Source organism: Actinacidiphila bryophytorum, from assembly GCF_016916835.1.
GTDB lineage: Bacteria > Actinomycetota > Actinomycetes > Streptomycetales > Streptomycetaceae > Actinacidiphila > Actinacidiphila bryophytorum.
In genome coordinates this window covers 261,615-287,485 of the sequence record NZ_JAFFIX010000006.1, presented here as the reverse complement: position 1 = coordinate 287,485, position 25,871 = coordinate 261,615, and the positions used below count along the sequence as shown (strand labels likewise).

The 25,871-nt window shown below is 70.7% G+C and carries 32 protein-coding genes; 28 read left to right on the top strand and 4 right to left on the bottom strand.

Translation table 11 applies throughout. The annotated features are described in order from the left end of the window. Positions 1–3: 3 nt before the first annotated feature. From rplX to truA, 20 genes are all read left to right on the top strand, one after another. Positions 4–327 carry a 50S ribosomal protein L24 gene (gene rplX, locus JT723_RS12220; RefSeq protein WP_033177804.1) on the top strand — a complete coding sequence of 108 codons (324 nt, stop codon included), beginning with the start codon at positions 4–6 and terminating at the stop codon, positions 325–327. Beyond that, on the top strand, positions 327–887 hold the full coding sequence (gene rplE, locus JT723_RS12215) for a 50S ribosomal protein L5 (protein WP_033177805.1): 561 nt from the start codon (positions 327–329) through the stop codon (positions 885–887). The genes rplX and rplE overlap by 1 nt, the downstream gene beginning before the upstream one ends. A 2-nt stretch (positions 888–889) precedes the next feature. Further along, on the top strand, positions 890–1,075 hold the full coding sequence (locus JT723_RS12210) for a type Z 30S ribosomal protein S14 (RefSeq protein WP_073492416.1): 186 nt from the start codon (positions 890–892) through the stop codon (positions 1,073–1,075). Positions 1,076–1,285: 210 nt separating this feature from the next. Further along, positions 1,286–1,684 (top strand): 30S ribosomal protein S8, encoded by a 399-nt coding sequence (gene rpsH, locus JT723_RS12205; RefSeq protein ID WP_033177924.1) that lies wholly within the window; start codon positions 1,286–1,288, stop codon positions 1,682–1,684. Between the two features lie 21 nt (positions 1,685–1,705). Beyond that, positions 1,706–2,245 (top strand): 50S ribosomal protein L6, encoded by a 540-nt coding sequence (gene rplF / locus JT723_RS12200; RefSeq protein WP_033177807.1) that lies wholly within the window; start codon positions 1,706–1,708, stop codon positions 2,243–2,245. 2 nt (positions 2,246–2,247) lie between these two features. Next, on the top strand, positions 2,248–2,631 hold the full coding sequence (rplR, locus tag JT723_RS12195; RefSeq protein ID WP_037946399.1) for a 50S ribosomal protein L18: 384 nt from the start codon (positions 2,248–2,250) through the stop codon (positions 2,629–2,631). 51 nt (positions 2,632–2,682) lie between these two features. Beyond that, positions 2,683–3,288 carry a 30S ribosomal protein S5 gene (rpsE, locus tag JT723_RS12190; protein ID WP_031524774.1) on the top strand — a complete coding sequence of 202 codons (606 nt, stop codon included), beginning with the start codon at positions 2,683–2,685 and terminating at the stop codon, positions 3,286–3,288. Continuing rightward, a complete protein-coding gene (gene rpmD / locus JT723_RS12185; protein WP_031524772.1) occupies positions 3,288–3,470 on the top strand; it encodes a 50S ribosomal protein L30 in 183 nt (60 codons plus the stop codon). The genes rpsE and rpmD overlap by 1 nt, the downstream gene beginning before the upstream one ends. A 2-nt stretch (positions 3,471–3,472) precedes the next feature. Then, positions 3,473–3,925 carry a 50S ribosomal protein L15 gene (rplO, locus tag JT723_RS12180; RefSeq protein WP_240165469.1) on the top strand — a complete coding sequence of 151 codons (453 nt, stop codon included), beginning with the start codon at positions 3,473–3,475 and terminating at the stop codon, positions 3,923–3,925. 191 nt (positions 3,926–4,116) lie between these two features. Further along, positions 4,117–5,433: a preprotein translocase subunit SecY gene (secY, locus tag JT723_RS12175; RefSeq protein WP_205044560.1), complete on the top strand. Its 1,317-nt coding sequence runs from the start codon at positions 4,117–4,119 to the stop codon at positions 5,431–5,433. Continuing rightward, complete coding sequence (locus tag JT723_RS12170) at positions 5,433–6,086, top strand: adenylate kinase (RefSeq protein WP_205044559.1); 654 nt, start codon at positions 5,433–5,435, stop codon at positions 6,084–6,086. Before secY ends, JT723_RS12170 begins: the two co-directional genes overlap by 1 nt. A 212-nt stretch (positions 6,087–6,298) precedes the next feature. Beyond that, the gene (map, locus tag JT723_RS12165) at positions 6,299–7,135 is read left to right on the top strand and encodes a type I methionyl aminopeptidase (protein WP_205044558.1); all 837 of its coding nucleotides are present in this window, start codon (positions 6,299–6,301) and stop codon (positions 7,133–7,135) included. Between the two features lie 131 nt (positions 7,136–7,266). Beyond that, positions 7,267–7,488, top strand: coding sequence for a translation initiation factor IF-1 (infA, locus tag JT723_RS12160; RefSeq protein ID WP_003956442.1), 222 nt, complete (start codon positions 7,267–7,269; stop codon positions 7,486–7,488). 29 nt (positions 7,489–7,517) lie between these two features. Continuing rightward, a complete protein-coding gene (gene rpmJ / locus JT723_RS12155) occupies positions 7,518–7,631 on the top strand; it encodes a 50S ribosomal protein L36 (protein ID WP_003956441.1) in 114 nt (37 codons plus the stop codon). A gap of 187 nt (positions 7,632–7,818) precedes the next feature. Next, positions 7,819–8,199, top strand: coding sequence for a 30S ribosomal protein S13 (rpsM, locus tag JT723_RS12150; protein ID WP_205044557.1), 381 nt, complete (start codon positions 7,819–7,821; stop codon positions 8,197–8,199). A gap of 69 nt (positions 8,200–8,268) precedes the next feature. Next, the gene (gene rpsK / locus JT723_RS12145; protein ID WP_003956432.1) at positions 8,269–8,673 is read left to right on the top strand and encodes a 30S ribosomal protein S11; all 405 of its coding nucleotides are present in this window, start codon (positions 8,269–8,271) and stop codon (positions 8,671–8,673) included. 26 nt (positions 8,674–8,699) lie between these two features. Next, positions 8,700–9,326: a 30S ribosomal protein S4 gene (gene rpsD, locus JT723_RS12140; protein ID WP_205044556.1), complete on the top strand. Its 627-nt coding sequence runs from the start codon at positions 8,700–8,702 to the stop codon at positions 9,324–9,326. A 121-nt stretch (positions 9,327–9,447) separates the two neighbouring features. After that, the gene (locus JT723_RS12135; protein ID WP_033177813.1) at positions 9,448–10,470 is read left to right on the top strand and encodes a DNA-directed RNA polymerase subunit alpha; all 1,023 of its coding nucleotides are present in this window, start codon (positions 9,448–9,450) and stop codon (positions 10,468–10,470) included. A 313-nt stretch (positions 10,471–10,783) separates the two neighbouring features. Further along, positions 10,784–11,302 carry a 50S ribosomal protein L17 gene (gene rplQ, locus JT723_RS12130; RefSeq protein ID WP_205044555.1) on the top strand — a complete coding sequence of 173 codons (519 nt, stop codon included), beginning with the start codon at positions 10,784–10,786 and terminating at the stop codon, positions 11,300–11,302. A gap of 83 nt (positions 11,303–11,385) precedes the next feature. After that, complete coding sequence (truA, locus tag JT723_RS12125) at positions 11,386–12,237, top strand: tRNA pseudouridine(38-40) synthase TruA (RefSeq protein WP_205044554.1); 852 nt, start codon at positions 11,386–11,388, stop codon at positions 12,235–12,237. A gap of 280 nt (positions 12,238–12,517) precedes the next feature. Here truA and JT723_RS12120 read toward each other — a convergent pair whose 3' ends face one another. Continuing rightward, positions 12,518–14,068, bottom strand: a complete 1,551-nt coding sequence (locus JT723_RS12120; RefSeq protein WP_205044553.1) for a hypothetical protein — start codon at positions 14,066–14,068, stop codon at positions 12,518–12,520. 224 nt (positions 14,069–14,292) lie between these two features. On the opposite strand from JT723_RS12120, the gene JT723_RS12115 reads away from it, so the two are divergent. From JT723_RS12115 to glmM, 4 genes are all read left to right on the top strand, one after another. After that, the gene (locus JT723_RS12115; RefSeq protein ID WP_205044552.1) at positions 14,293–15,915 is read left to right on the top strand and encodes an ABC-F family ATP-binding cassette domain-containing protein; all 1,623 of its coding nucleotides are present in this window, start codon (positions 14,293–14,295) and stop codon (positions 15,913–15,915) included. 332 nt (positions 15,916–16,247) lie between these two features. Continuing rightward, a complete protein-coding gene (gene rplM, locus JT723_RS12110) occupies positions 16,248–16,691 on the top strand; it encodes a 50S ribosomal protein L13 (protein ID WP_205044551.1) in 444 nt (147 codons plus the stop codon). 39 nt (positions 16,692–16,730) lie between these two features. Further along, a complete protein-coding gene (gene rpsI / locus JT723_RS12105) occupies positions 16,731–17,246 on the top strand; it encodes a 30S ribosomal protein S9 (protein WP_033177818.1) in 516 nt (171 codons plus the stop codon). Between the two features lie 256 nt (positions 17,247–17,502). Continuing rightward, positions 17,503–18,861 carry a phosphoglucosamine mutase gene (gene glmM / locus JT723_RS12100; RefSeq protein ID WP_205044550.1) on the top strand — a complete coding sequence of 453 codons (1,359 nt, stop codon included), beginning with the start codon at positions 17,503–17,505 and terminating at the stop codon, positions 18,859–18,861. A 52-nt stretch (positions 18,862–18,913) separates the two neighbouring features. Here glmM and coaA read toward each other — a convergent pair whose 3' ends face one another. After that, positions 18,914–19,879, bottom strand: coding sequence for a type I pantothenate kinase (gene coaA, locus JT723_RS12095; RefSeq protein ID WP_251512354.1), 966 nt, complete (start codon positions 19,877–19,879; stop codon positions 18,914–18,916). A 321-nt stretch (positions 19,880–20,200) separates the two neighbouring features. On the opposite strand from coaA, the gene JT723_RS12090 reads away from it, so the two are divergent. Next, positions 20,201–20,569, top strand: a complete 369-nt coding sequence (locus tag JT723_RS12090) for a holo-ACP synthase (protein WP_205044548.1) — start codon at positions 20,201–20,203, stop codon at positions 20,567–20,569. 70 nt (positions 20,570–20,639) lie between these two features. Beyond that, positions 20,640–22,070, top strand: a complete 1,431-nt coding sequence (locus tag JT723_RS12085; protein WP_205044547.1) for an NAD(P)H-hydrate dehydratase — start codon at positions 20,640–20,642, stop codon at positions 22,068–22,070. A 483-nt stretch (positions 22,071–22,553) separates the two neighbouring features. On the opposite strand, the gene JT723_RS35060 is transcribed toward JT723_RS12085, so the two are convergent. Beyond that, complete coding sequence (locus JT723_RS35060) at positions 22,554–23,003, bottom strand: MarR family winged helix-turn-helix transcriptional regulator (protein WP_251512356.1); 450 nt, start codon at positions 23,001–23,003, stop codon at positions 22,554–22,556. Beyond that, the gene (locus JT723_RS35055) at positions 23,000–23,422 is read right to left on the bottom strand and encodes an SRPBCC family protein (RefSeq protein WP_240165467.1); all 423 of its coding nucleotides are present in this window, start codon (positions 23,420–23,422) and stop codon (positions 23,000–23,002) included. The genes JT723_RS35060 and JT723_RS35055 overlap by 4 nt, the downstream gene beginning before the upstream one ends. A gap of 75 nt (positions 23,423–23,497) precedes the next feature. Between JT723_RS35055 and alr the strand changes: the two genes are divergently transcribed. Both alr and JT723_RS12075 read left to right on the top strand, forming a co-directional pair. Then, a complete protein-coding gene (alr, locus tag JT723_RS35050; protein WP_240165466.1) occupies positions 23,498–24,640 on the top strand; it encodes an alanine racemase in 1,143 nt (380 codons plus the stop codon). Next, positions 24,633–25,838 (top strand): alpha/beta fold hydrolase, encoded by a 1,206-nt coding sequence (locus JT723_RS12075; RefSeq protein WP_251512358.1) that lies wholly within the window; start codon positions 24,633–24,635, stop codon positions 25,836–25,838. The genes alr and JT723_RS12075 overlap by 8 nt, the downstream gene beginning before the upstream one ends. The last annotated feature ends 33 nt before the right edge of the window (positions 25,839–25,871 follow it).

The following is a 25,871-nucleotide window of genomic DNA, read 5'->3' as shown; positions in this document are numbered from 1 at the left end:
CCGATGAAGATCAAGAAGGGCGACCTGGTCCAGGTCATCACCGGTAAGGACAAGGGCAAGCAGGGCAAGGTCATCGTGGCCTACCCCGCTCAGGACCGCGTCCTCGTCGAGGGTGTCAACCGGGTCAAGAAGCACACCAAGGCCGGTGCGACCGACCGCGGTTCGAAGACCGGCGGCATCATCACCACCGAGGCGCCCGTCCACGTCAGCAACGTGCAGCTGGTTGTTGAGAAGGACGGCAAGAAGGTCGTGACCCGCGTCGGATACCGCTTCGACGACGAGGGCAACAAGATCCGCGTTGCCAAGCGGACCGGTGAGGACATCTGATGACTGCCACCACCACTTCGCCGCGTCTCAAGACGCGCTACCGCGAGGAGATCGCGGGCAAGATGCGTGACCAGTTCTCCTACGAGAACGTCATGCAGATCCCCGGTCTGACCAAGATCGTGGTCAACATGGGTGTGGGCGACGCCGCCCGCGACTCCAAGCTGATCGAGGGCGCGATCCGCGACCTCGCCACGATCACCGGCCAGAAGCCGCAGGTCACCAAGGCCCGCAAGTCCATCGCGCAGTTCAAGCTGCGTGAGGGCCAGCCGATCGGTGCGCACGTCACGCTGCGCGGCGACCGCATGTGGGAGTTCCTGGACCGTCTGCTGTCGCTGGCGCTGCCGCGTATCCGCGACTTCCGCGGCCTGTCCCCGAAGCAGTTCGACGGCCGGGGCAACTACACCTTCGGTCTCACGGAGCAGGTCATGTTCCACGAGATCGACCAGGACAAGATCGACCGGGTCCGGGGCATGGACATCACCGTGGTCACCACGGCGACCAACGACGACGAGGGTCGTGCCCTGCTTCGTCACCTCGGCTTCCCGTTCAAGGAGAACTGACCGTGGCGAAGAAGGCTCTGATCGCTAAGGCCGCTCGCAAGCCCAAGTTCGCTGTGCGCGGTTACAACCGCTGCCAGCGCTGCGGCCGGCCGCACTCCGTCTACCGCAAGTTCGGCCTGTGCCGTGTGTGCCTTCGTGAGATGGCCCACCGCGGCGAGCTGCCGGGCGTGACCAAGAGCTCCTGGTAGATCCGGTTCTCCGGACCACCAGGAACTCTCGGTAAGCAGATGGACGGCGGGACCCTGCTCTTTCTTCCCGTAAGGTAGAAGGGTTGGGCGCCCGCCGCCCGCATCGACTTACTACGCCGTAGGTCCACCGCACCGCACCCGTCCCCGGTTCGCCGGGGGAGAGGGATGGAGCACCAGGAAACCCCGGCGAGAGAGGCCCAGGGCCACCTCATGACCATGACTGACCCCATCGCGGACATGCTGACCCGTCTGCGTAACGCGAACTCGGCATACCACGACGACGTCACGATGCCGTTCAGCAAGATCAAGTCGCACATCGCGGAGATCCTCCAGCAGGAGGGCTACATCACCGGCTGGAAGGTCGAGGACGCCGAGGTCGGCAAGAACCTCGTCCTCGAGCTGAAGTTCGGCCCGGAGCGCCAGCGCTCCATCGCCGGCATCAAGCGGATCAGCAAGCCTGGTCTGCGGGTCTACGCGAAGTCCACCAACCTGCCGAAGGTGCTCGGCGGCCTCGGCGTGGCGATCATCTCCACGTCGCACGGGCTGCTCACCGGCCAGCAGGCTCAGAAGAAGGGCGTGGGTGGGGAAGTCCTCGCCTACGTCTGGTAACCGGGAAAGCGAGGTATAGCAATGTCGCGCATCGGCAAGCTGCCCATCTCGGTTCCCGCCGGAGTGGACGTCACCATCGACGGCCGCACGGTCGCGGTGAAGGGCCCCAAGGGCTCGCTCACCCACACCGTCGCCGCGCCGATCGACATCGCCAAGGGCGAGGACGGCACTCTGCTGGTCACCCGCCCCAACGACGAGCGTGTCTCGAAGGCCCTGCACGGCCTGTCCCGCACGCTGGTGGCGAACATGATCACCGGCGTGACCGCGGGCTACAGCAAGCAGCTGGAAATCAGCGGTGTCGGCTACCGCGTCCAGGCCAAGGGCTCCAACCTGGAGTTCGCGCTGGGCTACAGCCACCCGATTCTCGTCGAGGCCCCCGAGGGCATCTCCTTCAAGGTCGAGTCCCCGGTGAAGTTCTCCGTCGAGGGCATCGACAAGCAGAAGGTCGGCGAGGTCGCGGCCAACATCCGCAAGCTGCGGAAGCCCGACCCGTACAAGGCCAAGGGCGTCAAGTACGCGGGCGAGGTCATCCGCCGCAAGGTCGGAAAGGCGGGTAAGTAGCCATGGCATTCGGTGTCAAGATCGCCAAGGGCAAGGCCTACAAGAGCGCCGCGATCAAGCGGCGCCACATCCGGGTGCGCAAGCGCGTCTCGGGTACGTCCGAGCGTCCGCGCCTGGTCGTGACCCGTTCCAACCGGGGAATCGTGGCGCAGGTCATCGACGACCTCGCGGGCCACACGCTCGCGTCGGCGTCGACCCTCGACGCGTCCATCCGCGGCGGCGAAGGCGACAAGAGCGCCAAGGCGAAGCAGGTCGGCCAGCTCGTGGCCGAGCGTGCGAAGGCCAAGGGCGTCGAGGCTGTCGTGTTCGACCGTGGCGGCAACCAGTACGCGGGGCGCATCGCCGCCCTGGCGGACGCCGCCCGCGAAGCCGGACTGAAGTTCTGATCCGGTTCCGTCACTAGCGGAGAAACGCTAAGAGATCGAGAGGTAATTCCAATGGCTGGACCCCAGCGCCGCGGAAGCGGTGCCGGTGGCGGCGAGCGACGGGACCGTAAGGACAGGCGGGACGGCGGCCAGCAGGCCGAGAAGACCGCTTACGTCGAGCGGGTCGTCGCGATCAACCGCGTCGCCAAGGTTGTGAAGGGTGGTCGTCGCTTCAGCTTCACCGCGCTGGTCGTGGTGGGCGACGGTGACGGCACCGTCGGTGTCGGCTACGGCAAGGCCAAGGAGGTGCCGGCCGCCATCGCCAAGGGTGTGGAGGAGGCCAAGAAGCACTTCTTCAAGGTCCCCCGTATCCAGGGCACCATCCCGCACCCCATCCAGGGCGAGAAGGCCGCGGGCGTCGTCCTGCTCAAGCCGGCTTCCCCCGGTACCGGTGTGATCGCCGGCGGCCCGGTGCGTGCCGTGCTGGAGTGCGCGGGCATCCACGACGTGCTGTCCAAGAGCCTCGGCTCCGACAACGCGATCAACATCGTGCACGCCACGGTGGCGGCCCTCCAGGGCCTGCAGCGGCCCGAGGAGATCGCGGCCCGCCGCGGTCTGCCGATCGAGGACGTCGCGCCCGCCGCGCTGCTGCGCGCCCGAGCCGGGGTCGGTGTGTGATGGCGCGTCTCAAGGTCACGCAGACCAAGTCCTACATCGGCAGCAAGCAGAACCACCGTGACACCCTGCGTTCGCTCGGGCTCAAGCGCCTGCACGACGTCGTGGTCAAGGAGGACCGCCCGGAGATCCGCGGCATGGTCCACACCGTCCGCCACCTCGTCACGGTCGAGGAGGTCGACTGATCATGGGTGACAACCCGATCAAGCTCCACAACCTGCGTCCGGCCCCCGGCGCCAAGACCGCGAAGACCCGTGTGGGTCGCGGTGAGGCGTCCAAGGGCAAGACGGCCGGTCGTGGAACCAAGGGCACCAAGGCCCGCTACCAGGTTCCGGAGCGCTTCGAGGGCGGGCAGATGCCCCTCCACATGCGCCTCCCGAAGCTCAAGGGCTTCAAGAACCCGTTCCGCACCGAGTTCCAGGTCGTCAACCTGGACAAGCTCGCGACCCTCTACCCGGAGGGTGGCGAGGTGACGGTGGCCGACCTGGTCGCCAAGGGCGCGGTGCGCAAGAACCAGCTCGTCAAGGTGCTCGGCACCGGCGAGGTCTCCGTGGCCCTGCAGGTGACCGTCGACGCGGTCTCCGGCTCCGCCAAGGAGAAGATCGCCGCCGCCGGCGGCACGGTCACCGAGCTCGTCTGAGCCCGATGCCGAACACGACCGGGGATGCCCAGAAACTCCTGGGCATCCCCGGTCGTTCGTTCCTGTGATTTTCCTTCCCCGGTTGGTCATTCCTTGCGGGACCAAGTCGCCGGTAGGCTGGCCGACGCTGCTGTCGTCAGATACCTCATAAACCGTCCTTCCGCCCTGGCGCGGGGGGTGCAGGAGGCACCGTGCTCACCGCGTTCGCACGGGCGTTCAGGACGCCCGACCTGCGCAAGAAGCTGCTGTTCACCCTGGGCATCGTGGTGGTCTACCGCCTCGGAGCGCATGTACCGGTGCCGGGCATCGACTACACGGTCGTCAACGCCTGCATCAAGGAGACGAAGGGGAACAACAGCCTCTTCGGCCTCGTGAACATGTTCAGCGGCGGCGCGCTGCTGCAGCTGACCATCTTCGCGCTCGGCATCATGCCGTACATCACGGCGAGCATCATCCTCCAGCTGCTGACGGTGGTGATCCCGCGCCTGGAGGCCCTCAAGAAGGAGGGCCAGGCCGGCACCACCAAGATCACGCAGTACACCCGGTATCTGACCGTCGCGCTGGCCGTCCTGCAGGGCACCGGCCTGGTCGCCACCGCCCGCTCCGGCAGCCTGTTCTCCGGCTGCAACAACGCCGGGTCCATCGTGCCCAACCAGTCGATCTTCACCACGATCACGATGGTCACCACGATGACCGCCGGCACCGTGGTGATCATGTGGCTCGGTGAGCTGGTCACCGACCGCGGCATCGGCAACGGCATGTCGATCCTGATGTTCGTCTCCATCGCCGCCGGGTTCCCCGGCTCGCTGTGGGCGATCAAGGTCTCCGGCACCATCGCCGACGGCTGGGTGGAGTTCCTCGCGGTCCTCGCGGTCGGCCTCGCCATGGTCGGCCTGGTGGTGTTCGTCGAACAGGCCCAGCGCCGCATCCCGGTGCAGTACGCGAAGCGCATGATCGGCCGCCGCTCCTACGGCGGCACATCGACGTACATCCCGCTCAAGGTCAACCAGGCCGGTGTCATCCCGGTCATCTTCGCCTCGTCGCTGCTCTACATCCCGGCGCTGATCGTGCAGTTCTCCGGGTCGACGGCCGGCTGGGCGCAGTGGATCAGCCGCAACTTCACCAAGGGCGACCACCCGGTGTACATGGCGGCCTACTTCCTGCTGATCGTCTTCTTCGCCTTCTTCTACGTCGCGATCTCGTTCAACCCCGAAGAAGTCGCCGATAATATGAAGAAGTATGGTGGGTTCATCCCGGGCATCCGTGCCGGTCGCCCCACCGCCGAATACCTGAGTTACGTGCTGAACCGCATCACGTGGCCGGGCGCCCTGTACCTGGGCCTCATCGCACTGGTGCCGACGGTCGCGATCGCGATCTTCAACGGCAGCAACGGCAACTTCCCGCTCGGCGGAACCAGCATCCTCATCATCGTGGGTGTCGGCCTCGAAACGGTGAAGCAGATCGAGAGCCAGCTACAGCAGCGTAACTACGAAGGGTTCCTCCGCTGATGCGTATCGTCCTGGTCGGGCCGCCCGGCGCGGGCAAGGGGACGCAGGCCGCGTACCTCGCCAAGAACCTGTCGATCCCGCACATCTCCACGGGCGACCTGTTCCGCGCCAACATCAGCCAGGGCACAGAGCTGGGCAAGCAGGCGAAGGCCTACATGGACGCCGGGGACCTGGTCCCCGACGAGGTCACCATCGGCATGGCGGAGGACCGGCTCGACCAGTCCGACGCCGCCGGCGGCTTCCTGCTCGACGGATTCCCGCGCAACGTCGGCCAGGCCCAGGCGCTCGACGCCTACCTGGCCGCGCACGGCATCCGGCTCGACGGTGTGCTCGACCTGGAGGTCCCCGAGGACGAGGTCGTCAAGCGGATCGCGGGCCGCCGGGTCTGCCGCAACGACAGCGCGCACGTCTTCCACGTCGAGTACAACCAGCCCGAGGCGGCCGGGGTGTGCGACGTGTGCGGCGGCGAGCTGTACCAGCGCCCGGACGACGCCGAGGACAAGGTGCGCAACCGCCTCGACGTCTACCACCGCGAGACCGAGCCGATCATCGACTACTACAAGCAGCAGGGCCTGGTGCAGACGATCCCGGCCCTGGGCAAGGTGGCCGAGGTCACCCAGCGCGCCATGGACGCACTGCGGCGCGAGGCCTGACGACCTCCGCCGCGTCCGGCAGGACGGCGTCGCGCAGGCGCGCGGAGCCGCGCCGCAAGCGGCGACAGCACAGCACAGCACAGCACGGCATCGGCCGTGGTGCCCCAGCGGGCACCACGGCCGTATCGTTGAACGGGTACACGCACGCGTACGTACCGCGGGCCGGTACCCGCCGCGGCGGGTGCCCCGAGACTGAGGAAGGCGTCAGCCGCATGGTGGAGATCAAGACCCCGGAGCAGATCGCCACGATGCGGCGGGCCGGGCTTGTCGTCGCAGCGATCCACGAGGCGACCCGTGCGGCGGCCGTGCCCGGGGCGACGACCAAGGACCTCGACGAGATCGCCGCCAAGGTCATCGCCGACCACGGAGCCAAGCCGAACTTCCTCGGCTACGGCGGCTTCCCCGGCAACATCTGCACCTCGGTCAACGACGTCGTCGTCCACGGCATCCCGGACCGCAAGACCGTGCTCAAGGACGGCGACATCATCGCCATCGACGCCGGCGCCATCGTGGACGGCTGGCACGGCGACGCGGCCTTCACCTGCCTGGTCGGCACCGGGCACGCGCCGGAGCTGGCCGAGCTGAGCCGGGTCACCGAGGAGTCCATGTGGGCGGGCATCGCCGCCTTCCGCAAGGGCAACCGCCTGGAGGACATCTCCAAGGCCGTCGAGGGCTACATCCGCCGCCAGCCGCGGCCCGCCTCCGGCAGGTACGGCATCGTCGAGGACTACGGCGGCCACGGCATCGGCACCGAGATGCACATGGACCCGCACCTGCTGAACTACGTCACCAAGAAGCGCGGCCGGGGCATCAAGCTGATCCCCGGGGTGTGCCTGGCGATCGAGCCGATGGTGACCCTCGGCACCCCGCGCACCCACGTCATGGACGACGAGTGGACGGTCAAGTCCGACGACGGCTCCTGGTCCTCGCACTGGGAGCACACCATCGCACTGACCGAGGACGGCCCGCTCGTCCTCACCGCCCCCGACGGCGGCCGCGCCAAGCTCGCCGAGTACGGCATCACCGCCGCACCCGATCCTGCGGCATAACGATCACCCAGCCTGGGCATACACAGTGGATTCGTCTTTCCGGGGGCCGTGTCGTAGACTGACACGTCGGCTCTCGCATGTCTTCCGGCATGCCCGGAGCCGACCAAGGTAGCCGATCCCGAAAGCAGGACATGGCCAAAAAGCAAGGCGCCATCGAAATCGAGGGCACCGTGATCGAGTCTCTGCCGAACGCCATGTTCAAGGTGGAGCTGCAGAACGGTCACAAGGTCCTCGCGCACATCAGCGGCAAGATGCGGATGCACTACATCCGTATCCTTCCGGATGACCGGGTCGTCGTGGAGCTGTCTCCGTACGACCTGACGCGCGGACGGATCGTCTACCGATACAAGTAGATCTCAAGACCCGGAGAACCTGACATCCCATGAAGGTCAAGCCGAGCGTCAAGAAGATCTGCGACAAGTGCAAGGTGATCCGCCGCCACGGCCGGGTCATGGTCATCTGCGACAACCTGCGCCACAAGCAGCGCCAGGGCTGACGTACGACCTGCACCTTCTGCACCGCCGCAGAGATTCGCGCGACGCACACACGTACATACGCAGAGCCCGTCCCCCGATCGGTGGGGACGACACCCCCGGCGGAGGCCGGGGACCCGTCCGGTACCTGACACGGCCGCCGGGAACCGGCACTGCGGAAGACCTCCGACATCACCAGGAGCCACACACATGGCACGCCTTTCAGGCGTTGACCTCCCGCGCGAGAAGCGCGTGGAGATCGCCCTCACCTATGTCTTCGGCATCGGGCGCTCGCGCGCCCAGGAGATCCTGAAGAACACCGGTGTGAACCCCGACATCCGCGTGCGCGACCTTCCCGAGGAAGACCTCGTCAAGATCGCCAAGTGGGTCGACGACAACTACACGACCGAGGGTGACCTCCGTCGTTCGGTGCAGGCCGACATCCGCCGCAAGGTCGAGATCGGCTGCTACCAGGGTCTGCGTCACCGCCGGGGCCTGCCCGTCCACGGGCAGCGCACTCACACCAACGCCCGCACCCGCAAGGGCCCGCGTCGCGCCATCGCCGGCAAGAAGAAGCCGGGCAAGAAGTAGTCCTCAGCAGGACCCACACCAGCGGTCTTCGCCAAAGGACCGACCACCTCCACCGGGAGAACGTGACACATGCCTCCTAAGGGCCGTCAGGGCGCAGCCAAGAAGGTGCGCCGCAAGGAAAAGAAGAACGTCGCTCACGGGCACGCCCACATCAAGAGCACGTTCAACAACACGATCGTCTCGATCACCGACCCCTCGGGCAACGTGATCTCCTGGGCCTCCGCCGGCCACGTCGGCTTCAAGGGCTCGCGCAAGTCCACCCCCTTCGCCGCGCAGATGGCCGCCGAGTCGGCCGCCCGCCGCGCGCAGGAGCACGGCATGCGCAAGGTCGACGTCTTCGTGAAGGGTCCCGGCTCCGGCCGCGAGACCGCGATCCGCTCCCTCCAGGCCACCGGCCTCGAGGTCGGGTCGATCCAGGACGTCACCCCGACCCCGCACAACGGCTGCCGCCCGCCGAAGCGCCGCCGCGTCTGACCAGCTGAAACAGGAGAAACGAGACAATGGCGCGTTATACCGGGGCCGACTGCAAGCGTTGCCGTCGGGAGAAGCAGAAGCTCTTCCTCAAGGGAGCTAAGTGCGAGAGCGCGAAGTGCCCGATCGAGATCCGTCCTTACCCCCCGGGTGAGCACGGACGCGGGCGCACCAAGGACAGCGAGTACCTGCTTCAGCTGCGTGAGAAGCAGAAGTGCGCGCGGATCTACGGTGTCCTCGAGAAGCAGTTCGTGAACTACTACAAGGAAGCGAACCAGAAGACCGGCAAGACCGGTGAGAACCTGCTCCGCATCCTTGAGACCCGCCTCGACAACGTGGTGTACCGGGCCGGCTTCGCCAAGTCCCGCGACCACGCCCGTCAGCTGGTCCGTCACGGACACATCACCGTCAACGGCCGCAAGAACGACATCCCGTCGGCTCGCGTGTCCGTGAACGACATCGTCGAGGTCCGCGAGTCGTCCCGTAACCTGACCCCCTTCCAGGTGGCCCAGGGCGAGGCCGGCGACAAGACCGTGCCGGCGTGGCTCGAAGCCAACGCGGGCAAGCTGCGGATCCTCGTGCACAGCCTGCCCGAGCGCCAGGTGATCGACACCCAGGTGCAGGAGCAGCTGATCGTCGAGCTGTACTCGAAGTAGTACGGCCTGCGGTCACGGGCGGTACGGCAGCCGTTTTTCGACGGTTTCGCCGTGCCGCCCGTACCCTCGTAGTACTGGGGGCGTCAAATAGCGGGCGCCCACGACAGAAGGACCCAAGAACATGCTGATCGCTCAGCGTCCCTCGTTGACCGAAGAGGTCGTCGACGAATTCCGCTCACGGTTCGTGATCGAGCCCCTTGAGCCGGGCTTCGGCTACACCCTCGGCAACTCCCTGCGGCGTACCCTTCTCTCCTCGATCCCGGGTGCCGCGGTCACCTCGATCCGGGTCGACGGTGTCCTGCACGAGTTCACCACCGTGCCGGGCGTCAAGGAGGACGTCACCGACGTCATCCTCAACATCAAGCAGCTCGTCGTCTCCTCCGAGCACGACGAGCCGGTCGTGATGTACCTGCGCAAGCAGGGTCCCGGCGTCGTCACCGCCGCCGACATCGCGCCGCCCGCCGGTGTCGAGGTGCACAACCCCGACCTGGTCCTGGCCACCCTGAACGCCAAGGGCAAGCTGGAGATGGAGCTGACCGTCGAGCGCGGCCGCGGCTACGTCTCCGCGGTCCAGAACAAGCAGCAGGGCCAGGAGATCGGCCGCATCCCGGTCGACTCCATCTACAGCCCCGTGCTCAAGGTCACCTACAAGGTCGAGGCGACCCGTGTCGAGCAGCGCACCGACTTCGACAAGCTGATCGTCGACGTCGAGACCAAGCAGGCCATGCGGCCGCGTGACGCCATGGCGTCGGCCGGCAAGACCCTGGTCGAGCTGTTCGGCCTGGCCCGCGAGCTGAACGTCGACGCCGAGGGCATCGACATGGGCCCGTCCCCCACGGACGCCGCCCTGGCCGCGGACCTCGCCCTGCCGATCGAGGAGCTGGAACTCACCGTCCGCTCCTACAACTGCCTCAAGCGCGAGGGCATCCACTCCGTGGGCGAACTCGTCGCGCGCTCCGAGGCCGACCTGCTCGACATCCGCAACTTCGGTGCGAAGTCGATCGACGAGGTCAAGGCGAAGCTGGCCGGCATGGGCCTGGCCCTCAAGGACAGCCCGCCCGGATTCGACCCGACCGCCGCCGCCGACGCCTTCGGCGCCGACGACGACGTCGACGCCGGCTTCGTGGAGACCGAGCAGTACTGAGGCCTCCGGCGGTTCGCTGGTTGCTGCGGTTCCCCCGCGTCGGGGGGTGCCCCTCAGGGGCGCGGGGAACTGCGCGAGCAACCGGCCACCGGGCGGTGGTCCGGTACGGACCGATCTGCCTCATCGGGGCGGTGACGACCCCCGGCCATCGTCGTGGCCGGTCGCGCAGTTCCCCGCGCCCCCGTAGGGCGCCCTCTGGGCGCAGAAGCAAGCCTCCCGAGGCGCAGCCTCGGGACATCACGAGCTGGCAGCCGCCAGTTCGCACTGACATCGGTACCTGGTACGGCCGGTGCAGCGTAGAAGGAGTAACACCATGCCTCAGCCCGCCAAGGGTGCCCGTCTGGGCGGCAGCGCCGCGCACGAGAAGCTGCTCCTCGCGAACCTCGCGAAGTCGCTCTTCGAGCACGGCCGCATCACCACCACCGAGGCCAAGGCGCGCCGGCTGCGCCCGGTCGCGGAGCGCCTGATCACCAAGGCGAAGAAGGGCGACATCCACAACCGTCGCCAGGTGCTGCAGACCATCACGGACAAGAGCGTCGTCCACACGCTCTTCACCGAGATCGGCCCGCGGTACGAGAACCGCCCGGGTGGCTACACCCGCATCACCAAGCTCGGCCCCCGTCGCGGCGACAACGCGCCCATGGCGGTCATCGAGCTGGTCGAGGCCCTGACCGTGCAGCAGTCCGCTGTCGGCGAGGCCGAGGCCGCCACGAAGCGTTCCGCGAAGGACGCTGCGGGTGACGAGGCCCTGGCCGACCTCAAGAAGGACGAGGCCGCACCGGCCGACGCCGCGGCCGAGGCCGAGGAGTCGGACGAGGCCAAGGACGCCTGAGGCGTCCGACAGGTTCGGCGGGCGGACCCGCACCCCCTGGGGGTGCGGGTCCGTTCCGTTCCCCCATGGTTGAGGAGCACCCCGTGAGCGACGACCCGGCACCCGGCTACGTCAGGGTCCGGCTGGACCTGGCCTACGACGGCGCGGACTTCTCCGGCTGGGCCAAGCAGCGCACCCGGCGCACCGTCCAGGGCGAGCTGGAGTCGGCCGTCGCGACCGTGCTGCGGCTCTCCGAGCCCGTCGAGCTGACCGTCGCCGGCCGCACCGACGCGGGCGTCCACGCCCGCGGGCAGGTCGCCCACGTCGACCTCCCGCAAGCGGTGTGGGCCGACGAGCGCGACAAGCTGCGCAGGCGGCTGGCAGGGCGGCTGCCCTGGGACGTCAGGGTCTTCGGCGTCCGCGAAGCCCCCGCGGGCTTCAACGCGCGCTTCTCCGCGATCTGGCGGCGGTACGCCTACCGCGTCGGCGACCACCCCGGCGGCGTCGACCCGCTGCTGCGCGGCCACGTCCTGTGGCACGACCGGCCCGTCGACGTCGACGCCATGAACGCGGCCGCCGCCCTGCTCCTGGGGGAGCACGACTTCGCCGCGTACTGCAAGAAGCGGGAGGGTGCGACCACCATCCGCACGCTGCTCGACGTGCGCTGGGAGCGGCGGGACGACGGCGTGGCCGTCGCCACGGTGCGGGCTGACGCCTTCTGCCACAACATGGTCCGCGCGCTGGTCGGCGCGATGATCCTGGTCGGTGACGGGCACCGGCCCGTGGCCTTCCCGGCCGAGGTCCTCGCCGGCCGCGTCCGCCACTCCGCGGTCAACGTCGTCCGCCCCCACGGCCTCACCCTTGAGGAGGTCGGCTACCCCGCCGACGCCCTCCTCGCGGCCCGCAACCGCGAATCCCGCAACCTCCGCACACTGTCCTCCCCCGGCTGCGCCTAAGGGGCTGCGCCTTGCGGTGGTCGTGCGTCTGCCCCCCGGCGGTGGGCTGCGCGCCCAGTTCCCCGCGCCCCTTAAAAACGCTCACCCTCCGCCCGAAAGGGCACCCCCCAGGGGCGCGGGGAACTGCGCGCCCAATCACCCACGCACCGAAAGGTGCGAGCCCACCGCAAGGGGCACCCCCCCAGGGGCGCGGGGAACTGCGCGACCAGCCCCCACCGGGGAAAGCGACCGGCCACCGCAAGGGGCACTCACCCGGGGGCCGCGGGGGCACCCCGCGGGGTTATTGCTGGCGGGACGGGTCCGCGGCCGCCGCGTCCTTGCCGCGCTGCACGATGCGTGTGAACGCGAAATCGGACGCGTCGTTCGCCGCCTGCTTACCGACCGTGTCGTTCGCCGCGAGCGTCGTACCGTTCTTGAAGCCGGCGATCGCGAAGTAGGCGTAGCGGCCGACGGCGTTGGACGTCATCTGGCAGCGCACGGCGTGGCAGAAGTCCGCGACGCCGCCGCCGTTGAGGGGGGCGAGGTACTGGGAGACGCCGGCGACCTTCTTGGCGTGGGTGTTGTCGGGGAAGACGGCCACGCCGACGGTGACGGCGAGCCCGCCCTGCGTGAAGGTCGCACGGATCAGCTTCTGGCACCCGTTGGCGGTGAGGGCCGTGGCCACGGCCTTCCTGGCGTTCTTGGCGCAGGCCGCCGTCACGTCGGTCTTCGTCTTGACGTAGGTGCGGCCCTCCCACACGAACTGCTTGCCCGGGAAGAGCGAGTCGGGGGTGAGCGGGGCCTTGTCCTTGGCGGCGGTGTTCAGGTAGTCGAGGGGGTTCGCCGGCGGGGGAGGGGCGACGGAGGAGAAGGAGGGCAGCGGCGGCAGCGTCGGCTGGTTCGCGCTGGTGCTGGCCGAGGAGGACGGTCCCGCGACCGGCTTGTCGTCGCTCTTGCCGGACATCACGACGGCGGTGGCGACACCGCCGGCTATGACGGCCACGGCGACTATCCCGCCGGTGAGCATGAGGATGCGGCGCCGCCGCGCCCCGGTGGCCTCCTGCTGCTCGGCGAGCGCACCCCAGTCGGGGGTGGCGGCCTCGGGCTCGGGCGTGCGGGGCGGCGTGGGGGGTGTCCCCCCGCCGAAGGGCACGTTCGGCCCGCCGGCGCGCGGCTGGGCGGGAGCCTGCCGGCCCTGCGACGGCGTGGCGGCCTGCGGCTGCGGTGCCTGCTGCTGCGCAGGACCGGCGGCGTACGGTTGCTGCGGAGCCGGAGCCGGAGCCTGCGGCTGGGCTGCGTACCCCTGCGCGGGCGGCACCTGCGCCGGGTACTGCTGGGCCTGCGGCGCCGGCTGCTGGTACTGCTGGGGCTCGGCCTGCGGTGCCGGAGCCGGAGCCGGGGCTTGCGGCTGGGCTGCGTATGCCTGCGCGGGCGGCGCCTGCGCCGGGTACTGCTCGGCCTGGGGCGCCGGCTGCTGGTACTGCTGGGGCTCGGCCTGCGGGGGCTGCCCGCCCGCGTACGGCTGCTGCGGCTGCTGGGTCGGGATGATCTGGGTCGCCGGGTCCTGGGCCGGCTGGTCCAGGGCAGGGGCCTGGGGGGCCTGGGACGACCACGGCCGGCCCGCCTCCGGCGGGGGTGCGGCCTGGGCGGCCGCGTCCGACTGCGGGGACCAGGACTGCGCCGGCTCCGGCTGCTGCCGGCGGAACTGCTGGCGCGGGTCGGCGTCCCGCTGCGACTGCGGGCGGGAGGGGATGACGCGCCCCTCCAGCACTTCACGCCCGCCGCCGGCGGCGTCTTCGGTGTTCTGGCGCGGTTCCTGCGGCGGCTGCTGCTGCCCGGGGCCATCGGTCATGTCGCGCATCATATTGCCGGTCCGGGCAGCGGCCTACCGCGGCCCGGACCGGCATACTGCGGGGGCCGCACAGCCCGCGGACGTTGCCCGGCCGCGTACGGCTGCGGTGCCGGTGCCTGGCCCGTGGCCGGCTGCGGCATTTTGCCGGTCCGGGCGGCGGCGCACCCCGGCCCTGGGCCGAAAACGGGTTGGGCGCACTCCGGCCGCACGGGAGAATTCAGGCCATGGGACATGTGGAAGCAGCGCACCTGGAGTACTACCTGCCGGACGGGCGGGCGCTGCTCGGCGACGTCTCGTTCCGCGTCGGTGAGGGCGCGGCCGTCGCGCTGGTCGGGTCGAACGGCGCGGGCAAGACGACGCTGATGCGGCTGATCGCGGGGGAGATCACGCCGCACGGCGGCAGCGTCACCGCCGGCGGCGGCCTCGGGGTGATGCCGCAGTTCATCGGCAGCGTCCGCGACGACAGGACAGTACGCGACCTGCTGGTCTCCGTGGCGCACCCGCGTATCAGGGCGGCCGCCGCGGCCGTCGACGCGGCCGAGCTGGCGATCATGGCGCAGGACGACGAACCGGCGCAGATGGCGTACGCGCACGCGCTGGGCGACTGGGCGGAGGCCCGCGGCTACGAGGCCGAGACCCTGTGGGACATGTGCACGATGGCGGCGCTGGGCGTCCCCTACGAGCGGGCGCAGTGGCGCGAGGTCAAAACGCTCTCCGGCGGCGAGCAGAAGCGGCTGGTGCTCGAAGCGCTGCTGCGCGGCCCCGACGAGGTGCTGCTGCTCGACGAGCCGGACAACTACCTGGACGTCCCCGGCAAGCGGTGGCTGGAGGAGCAGATCGCCACGACCCGCAAGACCGTGCTGTTCGTCAGCCACGACCGCGAGCTGCTCTCGCGCACCGCGGAGAAGATCGTCAGCGTCGAGACGGGTCCCGCCGGGGCGACCGCCTGGGTCCACGGCGGCGGCTTCGGCACCTTCCACGAGGCCCGCAAGGAGCGCTTCGCGCGCTTCGAGGAGCTGCGCAGGCGCTGGGACGAGGAGCACGCCAAGCTCAAGGCGATGGTGCTGCGGCTGCGGCAGCAGGCGGCGAACAGCCCCGACATGGCCTCCCGCTACCACGCGGCCCAGACCCGGCTGAAGCGCTTCGAGGACGCGGGCGCCCCGCAGGAGCCGCCGCGCGAGCAGGACATCACGATGCGCCTCAAGGGCGGGCGTACCGGCATGCGGGCGGTGACCTGCGAGAAGCTGGAGCTGACCGGCCTGATGAAGCCCTTCGACCTGGAGGTCTTCTACGGCGAGCGGGTCGCGGTGCTCGGCTCGAACGGCTCGGGCAAGTCGCACTTCCTGCGGCTGCTGGCGGGCGACACGAGCGTGGCCCACACCGGCACTTACCGGCTGGGCGCGCGCGTCGTACCCGGGCACTTCGCGCAGACCCACGCGCACCCGGAGCTGCGCGGCCGCACCCTGGTGGACATCCTGTGGGCCGAGCACTCGAGGGACCGCGGCCGGGCGATGTCGGTGCTGCGGCGCTACGAGCTGGAGAAGCAGGGCGACCAGGCCTTCGACCGGCTCTCCGGCGGGCAGCAGGCGCGCTTCCAGATCCTGCTGATGGAGCTGGAGGGCACCACCGCGCTGCTGCTGGACGAGCCGACCGACAACCTGGACCTGGAGAGCGCCGAGGCCCTCCAGGAGGGCCTGGAGTCCTACGAGGGCACGGTGCTCGCGGTGACCCACGACCGCTGGTTCGCCCGCAGCTTCGACCGCTACCTGGTCTTCGGCGCGGACGGCACCGTACGCGAGTCGCCCACCCCGGTGTGGGACGAGGCCCGGGTCGCCAGGGACCGCTAGGCCGTGTTTTGGAAGTAGCGCCGTCCGCCCACGGGGCAGGCGGGACTTCCAAAACACGGACTAGGGGCCGGGCGCCCCGGAGGCGTTTTGACCCGGCCGGGGGCGCCCGGGTATTCTCATGGTTCGTTATGCGTATTGGCTTGCTCTATCTCACGTGAGGGGCCCTTACGCCGGTCCACCGGGCCGATGACCAGCGGCAGGCAGACGGGTTGCGTCCCCGTGTGCCGCCAAGGCTGTCGTGATCGTCCGGGTGGCCTTGTCAGGACCCTTCCCCACCGCCCTCGCGGCGGGTCAGGGGAAACCACTACTGAGAAGAAGCGAAGGCTACGACCGTGCGTACGTTCAGCCCCAAGCCCGGCGATGTCCAGCGCCAGTGGCACGTCATCGACGCGCAGGACGTTGTCCTGGGCCGTCTGGCCACTCAGGCCGCCACCCTCCTGCGGGGCAAGCACAAGCCCGTCTACGCGCCCCACGTCGACACCGGTGACTTCGTCATCATCATCAACGCCGACAAGGTCCACCTCTCGGGTAACAAGCGCACCCAGAAGATGGCCTACCGCCACTCCGGTTACCCGGGCGGCCTGCGTTCCGTGCGCTATGACGAGCTGCTGGAGAAGAGCCCCGAGAAGGCCGTCGAGAAGGCCGTCAAGGGCATGCTCCCCAAGAACACCCTGGGCCGTCAGATGCTCTCCAAGCTGAAGGTCTACTCGGGCGACCAGCACCCGCACGCTGCGCAGCAGCCGGTGCCGTTCGAGATCACCCAGGTCGCGCAGTAGTTCCGGCCACCAGCTACCAGAAAGAACCTGAGGAGAATCGTGGCTGAGACCACTGCCGAGACCGTCATCGAGGGCGACGAGTCCTACGAGGAGATCACCACCTTCGAGTCCGAGGCCGTCGAGGGGGAGTACACCTCCGAGTCCCTCGCTTCGCGCTTCGGCGACCCGCAGCCGGCTGCCGGCACCGGCCGCCGCAAGCAGTCCATCGCCCGCGTCCGGATCGTCCCGGGCAGCGGCAAGTGGAAGATCAACGGCCGCACCCTTGAGGGTTACTTCCCGAACAAGGTGCACCAGCAGGAAGTCAACGAGCCCTTCAAGGTGCTCGAACTCGACAACCGCTACGACGTCATCGCCCGCATCAGCGGCGGCGGCATCTCGGGCCAGGCCGGTGCGCTGCGCCTCGGTGTCGCCCGTGCGCTGAACGAGGCCGACGTCGACAACAACCGCGGCCCGCTCAAGAAGGCCGGCTTCCTGACCCGCGACGACCGCGCGGTCGAGCGGAAGAAGGCCGGTCTGAAGAAGGCCCGCAAGGCGCCGCAGTTCAGCAAGCGCTAGTCGCAGCCGGCACGCGGCGAACGGCACGCCGCTGCCGTCGCTGTTGCCGTTGCGCCACGCCCCGGAGGCACACCATTGCCTCCGGGGCGTTCGCATGTGGCGCCGTGGTCGTATATCTGTGGTGATACGACTGGTACAACCAATGACAGGGCGCCAAACGTCAAGCATCGAGCAGGTGCGCCGGCACCTGCGTCTGGGTACGGCCGGGGGCGGCCGAAACACGGCAGAGCCGCCGTAGCGCATCGGAGGACACACAGTGGGACGACTCTTCGGTACCGACGGGGTGCGTGGCATCGCCAACGCGGACCTCACCGCCGAGCTGGCGCTCGGCCTGTCGGTCGCGGCGGCACACGTGCTCGCGGAGGCCGGCACCTTCGCGGGGCACCGCCCCGTCGCCGTGGTGGGGCGCGATCCGCGCGCCTCGGGCGAGTTCCTGGAGGCCGCCGTCGTGGCGGGCCTCGCAAGCGCGGGCGTGGACGTCCTGCGGGTCGGTGTGCTGCCCACCCCGGCGGTGGCGTATCTCACCGGCGCGCTGGGCGCCGACCTCGGCGTGATGCTGTCCGCGAGCCACAACGCGATGCCCGACAACGGCATCAAGTTCCTCGCCCGCGGCGGCCACAAGCTCGACGACGACCTGGAAGACCGCATCGAGAAGGTCTACGAGGAGCACCGCACCGGCGCCCCCTGGGACCGCCCCACCGGCGCCGGCGTCGGCCGCGTCAAGGACTACGACGAGGGCTTCGACCAGTACGTCGCCCACCTCATCGGCGTGCTCCCCAACCGCCTCGACGGCCTCAAGGTCGTCCTGGACGAGGCGCACGGCGCCGCGTCCCGCGTCTCGCCCGAGGCCTTCTCGCGCGCCGGCGCCGACGTCGTCACCATCGGCGCCCGCCCCGACGGCCTCAACATCAACGACGGCTGCGGCTCGACCCACCTCGACCTGCTCAAGGCCGCCGTCATCGAGCACGGCGCCGACTTCGGCATCGCGCACGACGGCGACGCCGACCGCTGCCTGGCCGTGGACGCCTCCGGCGAGGAGGTCGACGGCGACCAGATCCTCGCCATCCTCGCGCTGTCCCTGCGCGAGCGCGGCGAACTGCGCGGCAACACCGTCGTCGGCACCGTCATGTCCAACCTGGGCTTCAAACTGGCCATGGAGCGCGAGGGCATCACCCTCGTGCAGACCGCCGTCGGCGACCGCTACGTCCTGGAGTCCATGAAGGAGCACGGCTACGCGCTCGGCGGCGAGCAGTCGGGCCACGTCATCGTGCTCGACCACGCCACCACCGGCGACGGCACCCTCACCGGGCTGCTGCTCGCCGCCCGGGTCTGCGCCACCGGCCGCCCGCTCGCCGACCTGGCCGCCGTCATGCAGCGGCTGCCGCAGGTCCTGGTCAACGTCCCCGACGTCGACAAGAGCCGCGCCTCGACCGCCCCCGAACTGGTCGCCGCCGTCGCCGAGGCGGAAGCGGAGCTGGGCGCGACCGGCCGGGTGCTGCTGCGCCCCTCCGGCACAGAGCCGCTGGTCCGCGTCATGGTCGAGGCCGCCGACATCGACCACGCCAGGTCGGTCGCCGGCCGGCTGGCCGACGTCGTGAAGTCCTCGCTGGGCTGAGCCGACGCCTTCGGGCACCCCGACGCGGTCCCGCGTCGGGGTGCCTCGCTTCTCAGAGCTTGCGCAGCGACAGCCGCTGCACCTTGTGGTCCTGGCTCTTGCGCAGGACCAGCGTCGCGCGGCTGCGGGTCGGAGCCACGTTCTCCTGGAGGTTGGGCCGGTTGACGGTCCGCCACATCAGCCGCGCGTAGTCCATCGCCTCCTCCTCGGCCACCCGGGTGTACTTCGTGAAGTACGAGTCCGGGTTCTGGAAAGCGGTCTCCCGCAGCTTCCTGAACCGCCCCAGGTACCACTGCTCGATGTCCTCGGTGCGCGCGTCCACGTACACGCTGAAGTCGAAGTAGTCCGCGAGCCCGATCCTGGTGCGCCCGTCCTTGCCCGGCAGCGCCGGCTGCAGCACGTTCAGCCCCTCCACGATCAGGATGTCCGGCCTGCGCACCGTCAGCCGCTCACCCGGCACGATGTCGTAGAACAGGTGCGAGTACACCGGGGCGGTCACCTCCGCCTTGCCCGACTTCACGTCCGCCACGAAGCGCGTCAGCGCGCGCCGGTCGTACGACTCGGGGAAGCCCTTGCGTGCCATCAGGCCGCGCCGCTGCAACTCGGCATTGGGGTAGAGGAAGCCGTCCGTCGTGACCAGCTCCACCCGCGGGTGCTCAGGCCAGCGCGCCAGCAGTGCCTGCAGCAGGCGGGCCGTCGTCGACTTGCCCACCGCCACGCTGCCGGCCACGCCTATCACGAACGGCGTCCCCGGCTGCGGGCCCTCGGCGGTTCCGGCCAGGAAGGTGTTCAGCGCGCCGCGCAGGCCGCTGTGCGCGGCCACGTACAGGTTCAGCAGGCGGGACAGCGGGAGGTAGACCTCCACGACCTCCTCCAGGTCGATCACGTCACCCAGCCCGCGCAGCCGCTCCACTTCCGTGGCGGTCAGCGGCAACGGCGTCCGCTCCCGCAGAGCGCTCCACTCCCCCCGAGTGAGGTCGACAAACGGGCTCGCGCCGGCGTCACCGATGATCGTCACCCCCGCATCCTCCCAGCCCCTCCTTCTGCGCCGGGGCGCCCCCCTCCGACCAGGTGATTGCCACATGCTGTGGTGTTGCCTTCCTTCCGCCCGGTGGGGGCTGGTCGCGCAGTTCGCCGCGCCCCTAAAAACGCTCACCCTGCGGGAAGGGGGCACCCACCAGGGGCGCGGGGAACTGCGCGCCCAATCACGACGCACGGAAAGGTGCGAGCCCACAGCAAGTGGCAATCACCTCTGCACCCCCCGCCGAGGGAAAGGCGAGCGCTCACCGCAAGAGGCAAAGGGGCGGGGGCGCAGGACCCCGGGGCCTAGGGTGGGGGGATGATCGTCGGGGTAGGGATTGACGTCGCTGAGATCACCCGCTTCGCAGAAGCGCTGGAGCGCACTCCGGGCATGGCGGAACGGCTGTTCACGCCGGGTGAGCTGACCCTGGAGAACGGCGCCCCGCGCCCCCTCTCGTCGCTGGCAGCGAGATTCGCCGCCAAGGAGGCCCTGGCGAAATCCCTCGGCGCCCCGCCCGGCCTGAGCTGGCTGGACGCCGAAATCAGCACAGAACCGTCAGGCCGCCCCCGCCTGACGGTGAAGGGCACGGTCGCCGCCAGAGCCGCCGCACTCGGCGTGAAAACGTGGCACCTGTCGCTCAGCCACGACGCGGGCGTCGCGTCCGCCGTGGTCGTGGCGGAAGGCTGAACCCGAGCCGGGGTGCCGGAGCGGTGAGCAGTACGTATCGTCGGGAGCAGGGCCTACGGGAGGGTACGCGATGAGGTACGCGCACACGGTGCAGGCCGTGCGGGACGCCGAGGACGCACTCATGGCACGCCTGCCGGAAGGCGTGCTGATGCAGCGGGCCGCAGCCGGCCTCGCGGCCGTCGGCGCGGAAGTCCTCGGGCGGGTGTACGGCTCCCGCGTCGTCGTCCTCGCCGGCAGCGGCAGCAACGGCGGCGACGCCCTCTACGCCGGCGCCCGCCTCGCCCGCCGCGGCGCCGCGGTCACCGCCGTCCTGCTGTCGCCCGAGCGCGCCCACACCGCGGGGCTCGCCGCCCTGCGCGCGGCCGGCGGCCGGGCCGTCGGCACCGAGGACGCCGCCGCGCCCATCGCCCGCGCCCACCTCGTCTACGACGGCATCGTCGGCATCGGCGGCAAGGGCGGGCTGCGCCCGCAGGCCGCCGACCTGATGCGGGCCGTGTACGACGCACGCGCCGCCGTCGTCGCCGTCGACCTGCCCAGCGGCGTCGACGCCGACACCGGCGAGGTCGCGGGCGACGCCGTACGCGCCGACGTCACCGTCACCTTCGGCACGTACAAGCCGGGCCTGCTCATCGACCCCGCCGCTGGGCTCGCCGGCGCCCTGCGGCTCATCGACATCGGCCTCGGCGACGACCTCGGCGTACCCGCCGTGGAAGCGCTGCAGAACGCCGACGTCGCCGCGATGCTGCCGCGGCCCGGCGGGGAGAGCGACAAGTACCGGCGGGGCGTGGTCGGAATCGTCGCCGGGTCCGACCGCTACCCCGGCGCGGCCGTGCTCGCCGTCTCCGGGGCGATCCGCGGCGGTGCCGGAGCCGTGCGCTACGTCGGCGGCGGCGGGGCCGCGGTTCTCGCCCGGCACCCCGAGACGCTGGTCTCCACCGGGTCACCGCATGCCGCGGGCCGCGTCCAGGCGTGGGTCGTCGGACCCGGGCTCGGCGACTCCGCCGCCGCGCGCACCGCGGTGGAAGAGGTGCTGGCCTCCGACGTGCCCGTGCTCGTCGACGCCGACGGGCTCCGGCTCATGTCCCGCGACGCGGTGCTCGCGCGCAACGCGGCCACTGTGCTCACGCCGCACGCCGGGGAGGCCGCCGCGCTGCTCGGGCGGCCCCGGGAGGCGGTCGAGGCGTCCCGCCTCGATGCGGTGCGGGCGCTTGCCGGGGCCTACGGGGCGACGGTCCTGCTCAAGGGGTCCACGACGCTCGTGGCTTCGCCCTCCGCGCTGGAGCCGGTGCGGGTGAACCCCACCGGCACGGCGTGGCTTGCCACCGCCGGCAGCGGTGACGTCCTCTCCGGCCTCGCCGGGTCCCTCCTGGCCGCGGCCCTCCCCGCCGCGGACGCGGCCTCGGCCGCGGCCTACCTCCACGGCCTCGCAGCCCGCCTCACCCCCCCACCCCTGACCGCCCTCGACGTAGCCACCACCCTCCCATCCGCCTGGCCCCTCTAGCCCCTGCGCCAAGCTTGTCTCGCAGTTCCCCGAGCCCCTGGGTGGTTGCCACTTGCTGTGGCGTTGCCTTCTTTCCGCCCGTCCGGGCGGGGCGCGCAGTTCCCCGCGCCCCTTAAAAACGCTCACCCTCTTGTGCAGAGGGCGCCGCCTGACGGCGCCGGCTCTGCGAGAGGGGGCACCCCTCAGGGGCGCGGGGAACTGCGCGCCCAATCACGACGAACGGAAAGGTGCGAGCCCGCCGTAAGGGGCACTCACCCAGGGGCTCGGGGAACTGCGCGACCAGCCCCCACGCACCGGAACTGTGAGCGCGACAGGATGTGGCACTCACCCAGGGGCGCGGGGAACTGCGCGACCAGCCCCCACGCACCGGAACTGTGAGCGCGACAGGATGTGGCAATCACCCAGGGGCTCGGGGAACTGCGAGACGAGCCACCACCGGTGGAAAGGTGCACGCACCGCGGAAGGGGCACCCCCGCAGGGGGGTCAGGTGGGGCGGAGGGTGCGCAAGGCCCGGGTGAAGAGGGCGACTTCTTCGGACAGCGGCGAGAAGAAGTCGGCATCGCAGGCCTCCACCACCGCAATGGCCTGATCGGCGAGGGCAGCGCCCTCCTCCGTGGCGGTCACCGCGCGGGCACGCGCATCGTGGGGGTGGGGGAGGCGGGTGACGAGGCCGCGGGCCTCCAGCGTGCGCAGGACCTGCGAGGTCATCATCGGGTCGGTGGCCGCGTGTTCCGCGAGCCGCCGCTGCGTGACGGGACCGGGAGCTTCCTGGGCCTGGAGCCAGCTCAGGGAGGCGAGGAGGACGAACTGCACGTGCGTGAGCCCGTACGGTTTGAGGGCCGCGCGCTGCGCGGCCTGCCAGTGGTTGGTGACCTGCCACAGCAGCAGCCCCGGGCTGTCGTCCGCGGAGCCGAAGCCCGTCGCGAGGCTCACGCAGCGGACTCCGCCGCGTCGCGGAGCCGGTCCAGGTCGCCCTGGAGCCCGGCGGCGATGCCTTTGCCGAGGGCGAGGTTCCAGATGCGGGCGAGCGGGCCGCGCAGGGTCGCGGTGACGTCCACCCGGGTGGACCCCTCGGCGGTGCGGGTGACGACGTGCCGGAAGGTGAGCCTGGCTCCGACGAGCTTGGAGACGTCGGTGAACTTCTCGCCGGGGACGAGTTCGGTCACGACGAAGGGCACCTGAGGTGCGCCCTTGGGTTTGAGCACGCCCTTGGCGCCGCGCACGAAGGGTCCGTCGATCCGTACCCACTCGGTGTCGGAGTTCCACTCCGGCCAGGTCGCCATGTCGGCCCAGCGGGCGAAGAAGGCGTCGGGCTTCGCGGTGGAGGTGATGTGCGCTGTTCCCAGGGTCATCATCCATATAGTATGCGCGCTTACTATCGACACCGTCAAGGGCAACCATGTCCCACGCCTGAGACACTGACCTGGATGAACGACATGACGAGCGGGCGCGGATGGGCGCAGATCGACCTCGGGGCGCTGCGCGGCAACGTCGCGGCGCTGCGCGCCAAGGCGCCCGGCGCGGCCTTCATGGCGGTCGTGAAGGCCGACGCGTACGGCCACGGCATGGTGCCGTGCGCGCGTGCCGCGCTGGAGGGCGGCGCCGACTGGCTCGGGGTGGCGACCCCCGAGGAGGCGCTGGCGCTGCGGGCCGCCGGGGTCGGCGGCCGGGTGCTGTGCTGGCTGTGGACGCCGGGCGGGCCGTGGCGCGAGTGCGTCGAGGCGGACGTGGACGTCACCGTCAGCGCGCCCTGGGCGCTGGAGGAGGCGGTGGCCGCGGCACGGGCCGCGGGCCGCACCGCGCGCGTACAGCTCAAGGTGGACGCCGGCCTGGGCCGCAACGGGTGCCAGCCCGACCAGTGGCCCGCGCTGACGGCGGCGGCACGGGCGGCGGAGAAGGCCGACCTGATCAAGGTCACCGGCCTGTGGGCGCACTTCTCCTGCGCCGACGAGCCGGGGCACCCCTCGATCGCACGTGAACTCGGCGTCTTCCGCACCGCACTTGACCAGGCGGCGGCGGCCGGTCTCGACCCCGAGGTGCGGCACATCGCCAACTCGCCCGGCACTCTGACGCTGCCCGAGTCGCACTTCGACATGGTGCGGCCGGGCGTGGCCATGTACGGCATCTCCCCGGTGCCGCAGGTCGGCGGCCCCGCGGACTTCGGGCTGCGCCCGGTGATGACGCTGGCGGCCCGGCTGGCGAGCGTGAAGCAGGTGCCCGGCGGCCACGGGGTCAGCTACGGCCACCGCTACGTGACACCGGGGCCGACGACGCTTGCGCTGGTCCCGCTGGGGTACGGAGACGGTGTGCCGCGGCATGCGTCCGGTGCGGGGCCGGTCCTGGTGGCCGGGAAGTGGCGGACGGTGGCGGGGCGGGTGGCGATGGACCAGTTCGTGGTGGACCTCGGCGGCGACGCCGCGGCCGCGGGCGACGAGGTGCTGCTGTTCGGCCCCGGCGACCGCGGCGAGCCCACCGCCGAGGACTGGGCGCGGGCCTGCGGCACGATCGCGTACGAGATCGTCACCCGGATCGGCGGCCGGGTGCCGCGGGTCTACCGGGAGCGTGGCTGAACGGGTGGGTGACGGGGTGAAGTGGGAGCGGGCCGGACTGGTCGGGGCCGCGATCGGCGTGGTGGCCGCGGGTGCCGCCGCCGGTGTGGCGATCGAGCGGGTCACCGTGGGGCGCGGGGTGCGGCGCAAGGCGCAGCTGGCGCTGGACGCGGCGGGGCCGTACGGGAGCCTGCGCGGGCGGGCGGGCACCGCGACCGCGGAGGACGGCACCGAGCTGTACTTCGAGACCGAGGACGCCGCCGCCCCGCAGGAGCCGGAGCCGCCGCGCAGGGGCTGGCTGCGCGGGCGCAGGGGCGCCGCGGCCGCGCCCCTGCCGGTCACCGTGGTCTTCTCGCACGGCTACTGCCTCAACCAGGACTCCTGGCACTTCCAGCGGGCGGCCCTGCGGGGTACGGTCCGCGCGGTCTACTGGGACCAGCGCAGCCACGGCCGCAGCGAGCGGGGCCGCGACCAGGCGGCGGGCGGCCCGGCGACCATCGACCAGCTGGGCCGGGACCTGAGGGCGGTGCTGGACGCGGCGGTGCCCGAGGGTCCCGTGGTGCTGGTCGGGCACTCGATGGGCGGCATGACGGTGATGGCCTTCGCCGACCAGTACCCGGACTACGTGCGCGAGCGGGTCGCCGGCGTCGGCTTCGTGTCGACGTCGTCGGGCAAGCTGGCCGCCGTGACGCTCGGGCTGCCGGCCGTCGGGGCGCGGGCCTTCCGCGCGGTCGCGCCGGGGCTGCTGAAGATCATGGGCAGCCAGGCGGACCTGGTGGAGCGGGCGCGGCGGGCGACCGCCGAGCTGTTCGCCGGGATCGTCAAGCGCTACTCCTTCGGCTCGGACGTGGACCCGGCGGTCGGCCGCTTCGCCGAGCGCTTGATCGAGTCGACGCCGATCGACGTGGTCGCCGAGTTCTACCCGGCCTTCACCGACCACGAGAAGGGCGATGCGCTCGCCGTCCTCGACGGGCTGCCGGGGCTGGTGCTGGCCGGGGACAAGGACCTGCTGACGCCCAGCGAGCACAGCACGGAGATCGCGGAGAAGCTCCCCGACGCCGAGCTGGTCATCGTGCCGGGCGCGGGGCACCTGGTGATGTTCGAGCGTCCCGGGCTGGTGAACTGCGCCCTCGCGCTGCTGATCGCGCAGGCCGCCGACTCTGTGCAGGCGCCGGTCGCCGAGGGCCTGCGCGAGCTGGCGACGTCGGGCGAGGCGTAGGCGGCGCCGGGGGGCCGGGTGGCGGGTCGCGGA

Bases quoted from the DNA above. Each gene is read 5' to 3' on its own strand.
- rplX (WP_033177804.1), top strand. From the start codon at position 4: ATGAAGATCAAGAAGGGCGACCTGGTCCAGGTCATCACCGGTAAGGAC.
- rplE (WP_033177805.1), top strand. From the start codon at position 327: ATGACTGCCACCACCACTTCGCCGCGTCTCAAGACGCGCTACCGCGAG.
- rpsH (WP_033177924.1), top strand. From the start codon at position 1,286: ATGACCATGACTGACCCCATCGCGGACATGCTGACCCGTCTGCGTAAC.
- rplF (WP_033177807.1), top strand. From the start codon at position 1,706: ATGTCGCGCATCGGCAAGCTGCCCATCTCGGTTCCCGCCGGAGTGGAC.
- rplR (WP_037946399.1), top strand. From the start codon at position 2,248: ATGGCATTCGGTGTCAAGATCGCCAAGGGCAAGGCCTACAAGAGCGCC.
- rpsE (WP_031524774.1), top strand. From the start codon at position 2,683: ATGGCTGGACCCCAGCGCCGCGGAAGCGGTGCCGGTGGCGGCGAGCGA.
- rpmD (WP_031524772.1), top strand. From the start codon at position 3,288: ATGGCGCGTCTCAAGGTCACGCAGACCAAGTCCTACATCGGCAGCAAG.
- rplO (WP_240165469.1), top strand. From the start codon at position 3,473: ATGGGTGACAACCCGATCAAGCTCCACAACCTGCGTCCGGCCCCCGGC.
- JT723_RS12170 (WP_205044559.1), top strand. From the start codon at position 5,433: ATGCGTATCGTCCTGGTCGGGCCGCCCGGCGCGGGCAAGGGGACGCAG.
- map (WP_205044558.1), top strand. From the start codon at position 6,299: ATGGTGGAGATCAAGACCCCGGAGCAGATCGCCACGATGCGGCGGGCC.
- infA (WP_003956442.1), top strand. From the start codon at position 7,267: ATGGCCAAAAAGCAAGGCGCCATCGAAATCGAGGGCACCGTGATCGAG.
- rpmJ (WP_003956441.1), top strand. From the start codon at position 7,518: ATGAAGGTCAAGCCGAGCGTCAAGAAGATCTGCGACAAGTGCAAGGTG.
- rpsM (WP_205044557.1), top strand. From the start codon at position 7,819: ATGGCACGCCTTTCAGGCGTTGACCTCCCGCGCGAGAAGCGCGTGGAG.
- rpsK (WP_003956432.1), top strand. From the start codon at position 8,269: ATGCCTCCTAAGGGCCGTCAGGGCGCAGCCAAGAAGGTGCGCCGCAAG.
- rpsD (WP_205044556.1), top strand. From the start codon at position 8,700: ATGGCGCGTTATACCGGGGCCGACTGCAAGCGTTGCCGTCGGGAGAAG.
- JT723_RS12135 (WP_033177813.1), top strand. From the start codon at position 9,448: ATGCTGATCGCTCAGCGTCCCTCGTTGACCGAAGAGGTCGTCGACGAA.
- rplQ (WP_205044555.1), top strand. From the start codon at position 10,784: ATGCCTCAGCCCGCCAAGGGTGCCCGTCTGGGCGGCAGCGCCGCGCAC.
- JT723_RS12120 (WP_205044553.1), bottom strand. From the start codon at position 14,068: ATGACCGATGGCCCCGGGCAGCAGCAGCCGCCGCAGGAACCGCGCCAG.
- JT723_RS12115 (WP_205044552.1), top strand. From the start codon at position 14,293: ATGGGACATGTGGAAGCAGCGCACCTGGAGTACTACCTGCCGGACGGG.
- JT723_RS12090 (WP_205044548.1), top strand. From the start codon at position 20,201: ATGATCGTCGGGGTAGGGATTGACGTCGCTGAGATCACCCGCTTCGCA.
- JT723_RS12085 (WP_205044547.1), top strand. From the start codon at position 20,640: ATGAGGTACGCGCACACGGTGCAGGCCGTGCGGGACGCCGAGGACGCA.
- JT723_RS35055 (WP_240165467.1), bottom strand. From the start codon at position 23,422: ATGACCCTGGGAACAGCGCACATCACCTCCACCGCGAAGCCCGACGCC.
- alr (WP_240165466.1), top strand. From the start codon at position 23,498: ATGAACGACATGACGAGCGGGCGCGGATGGGCGCAGATCGACCTCGGG.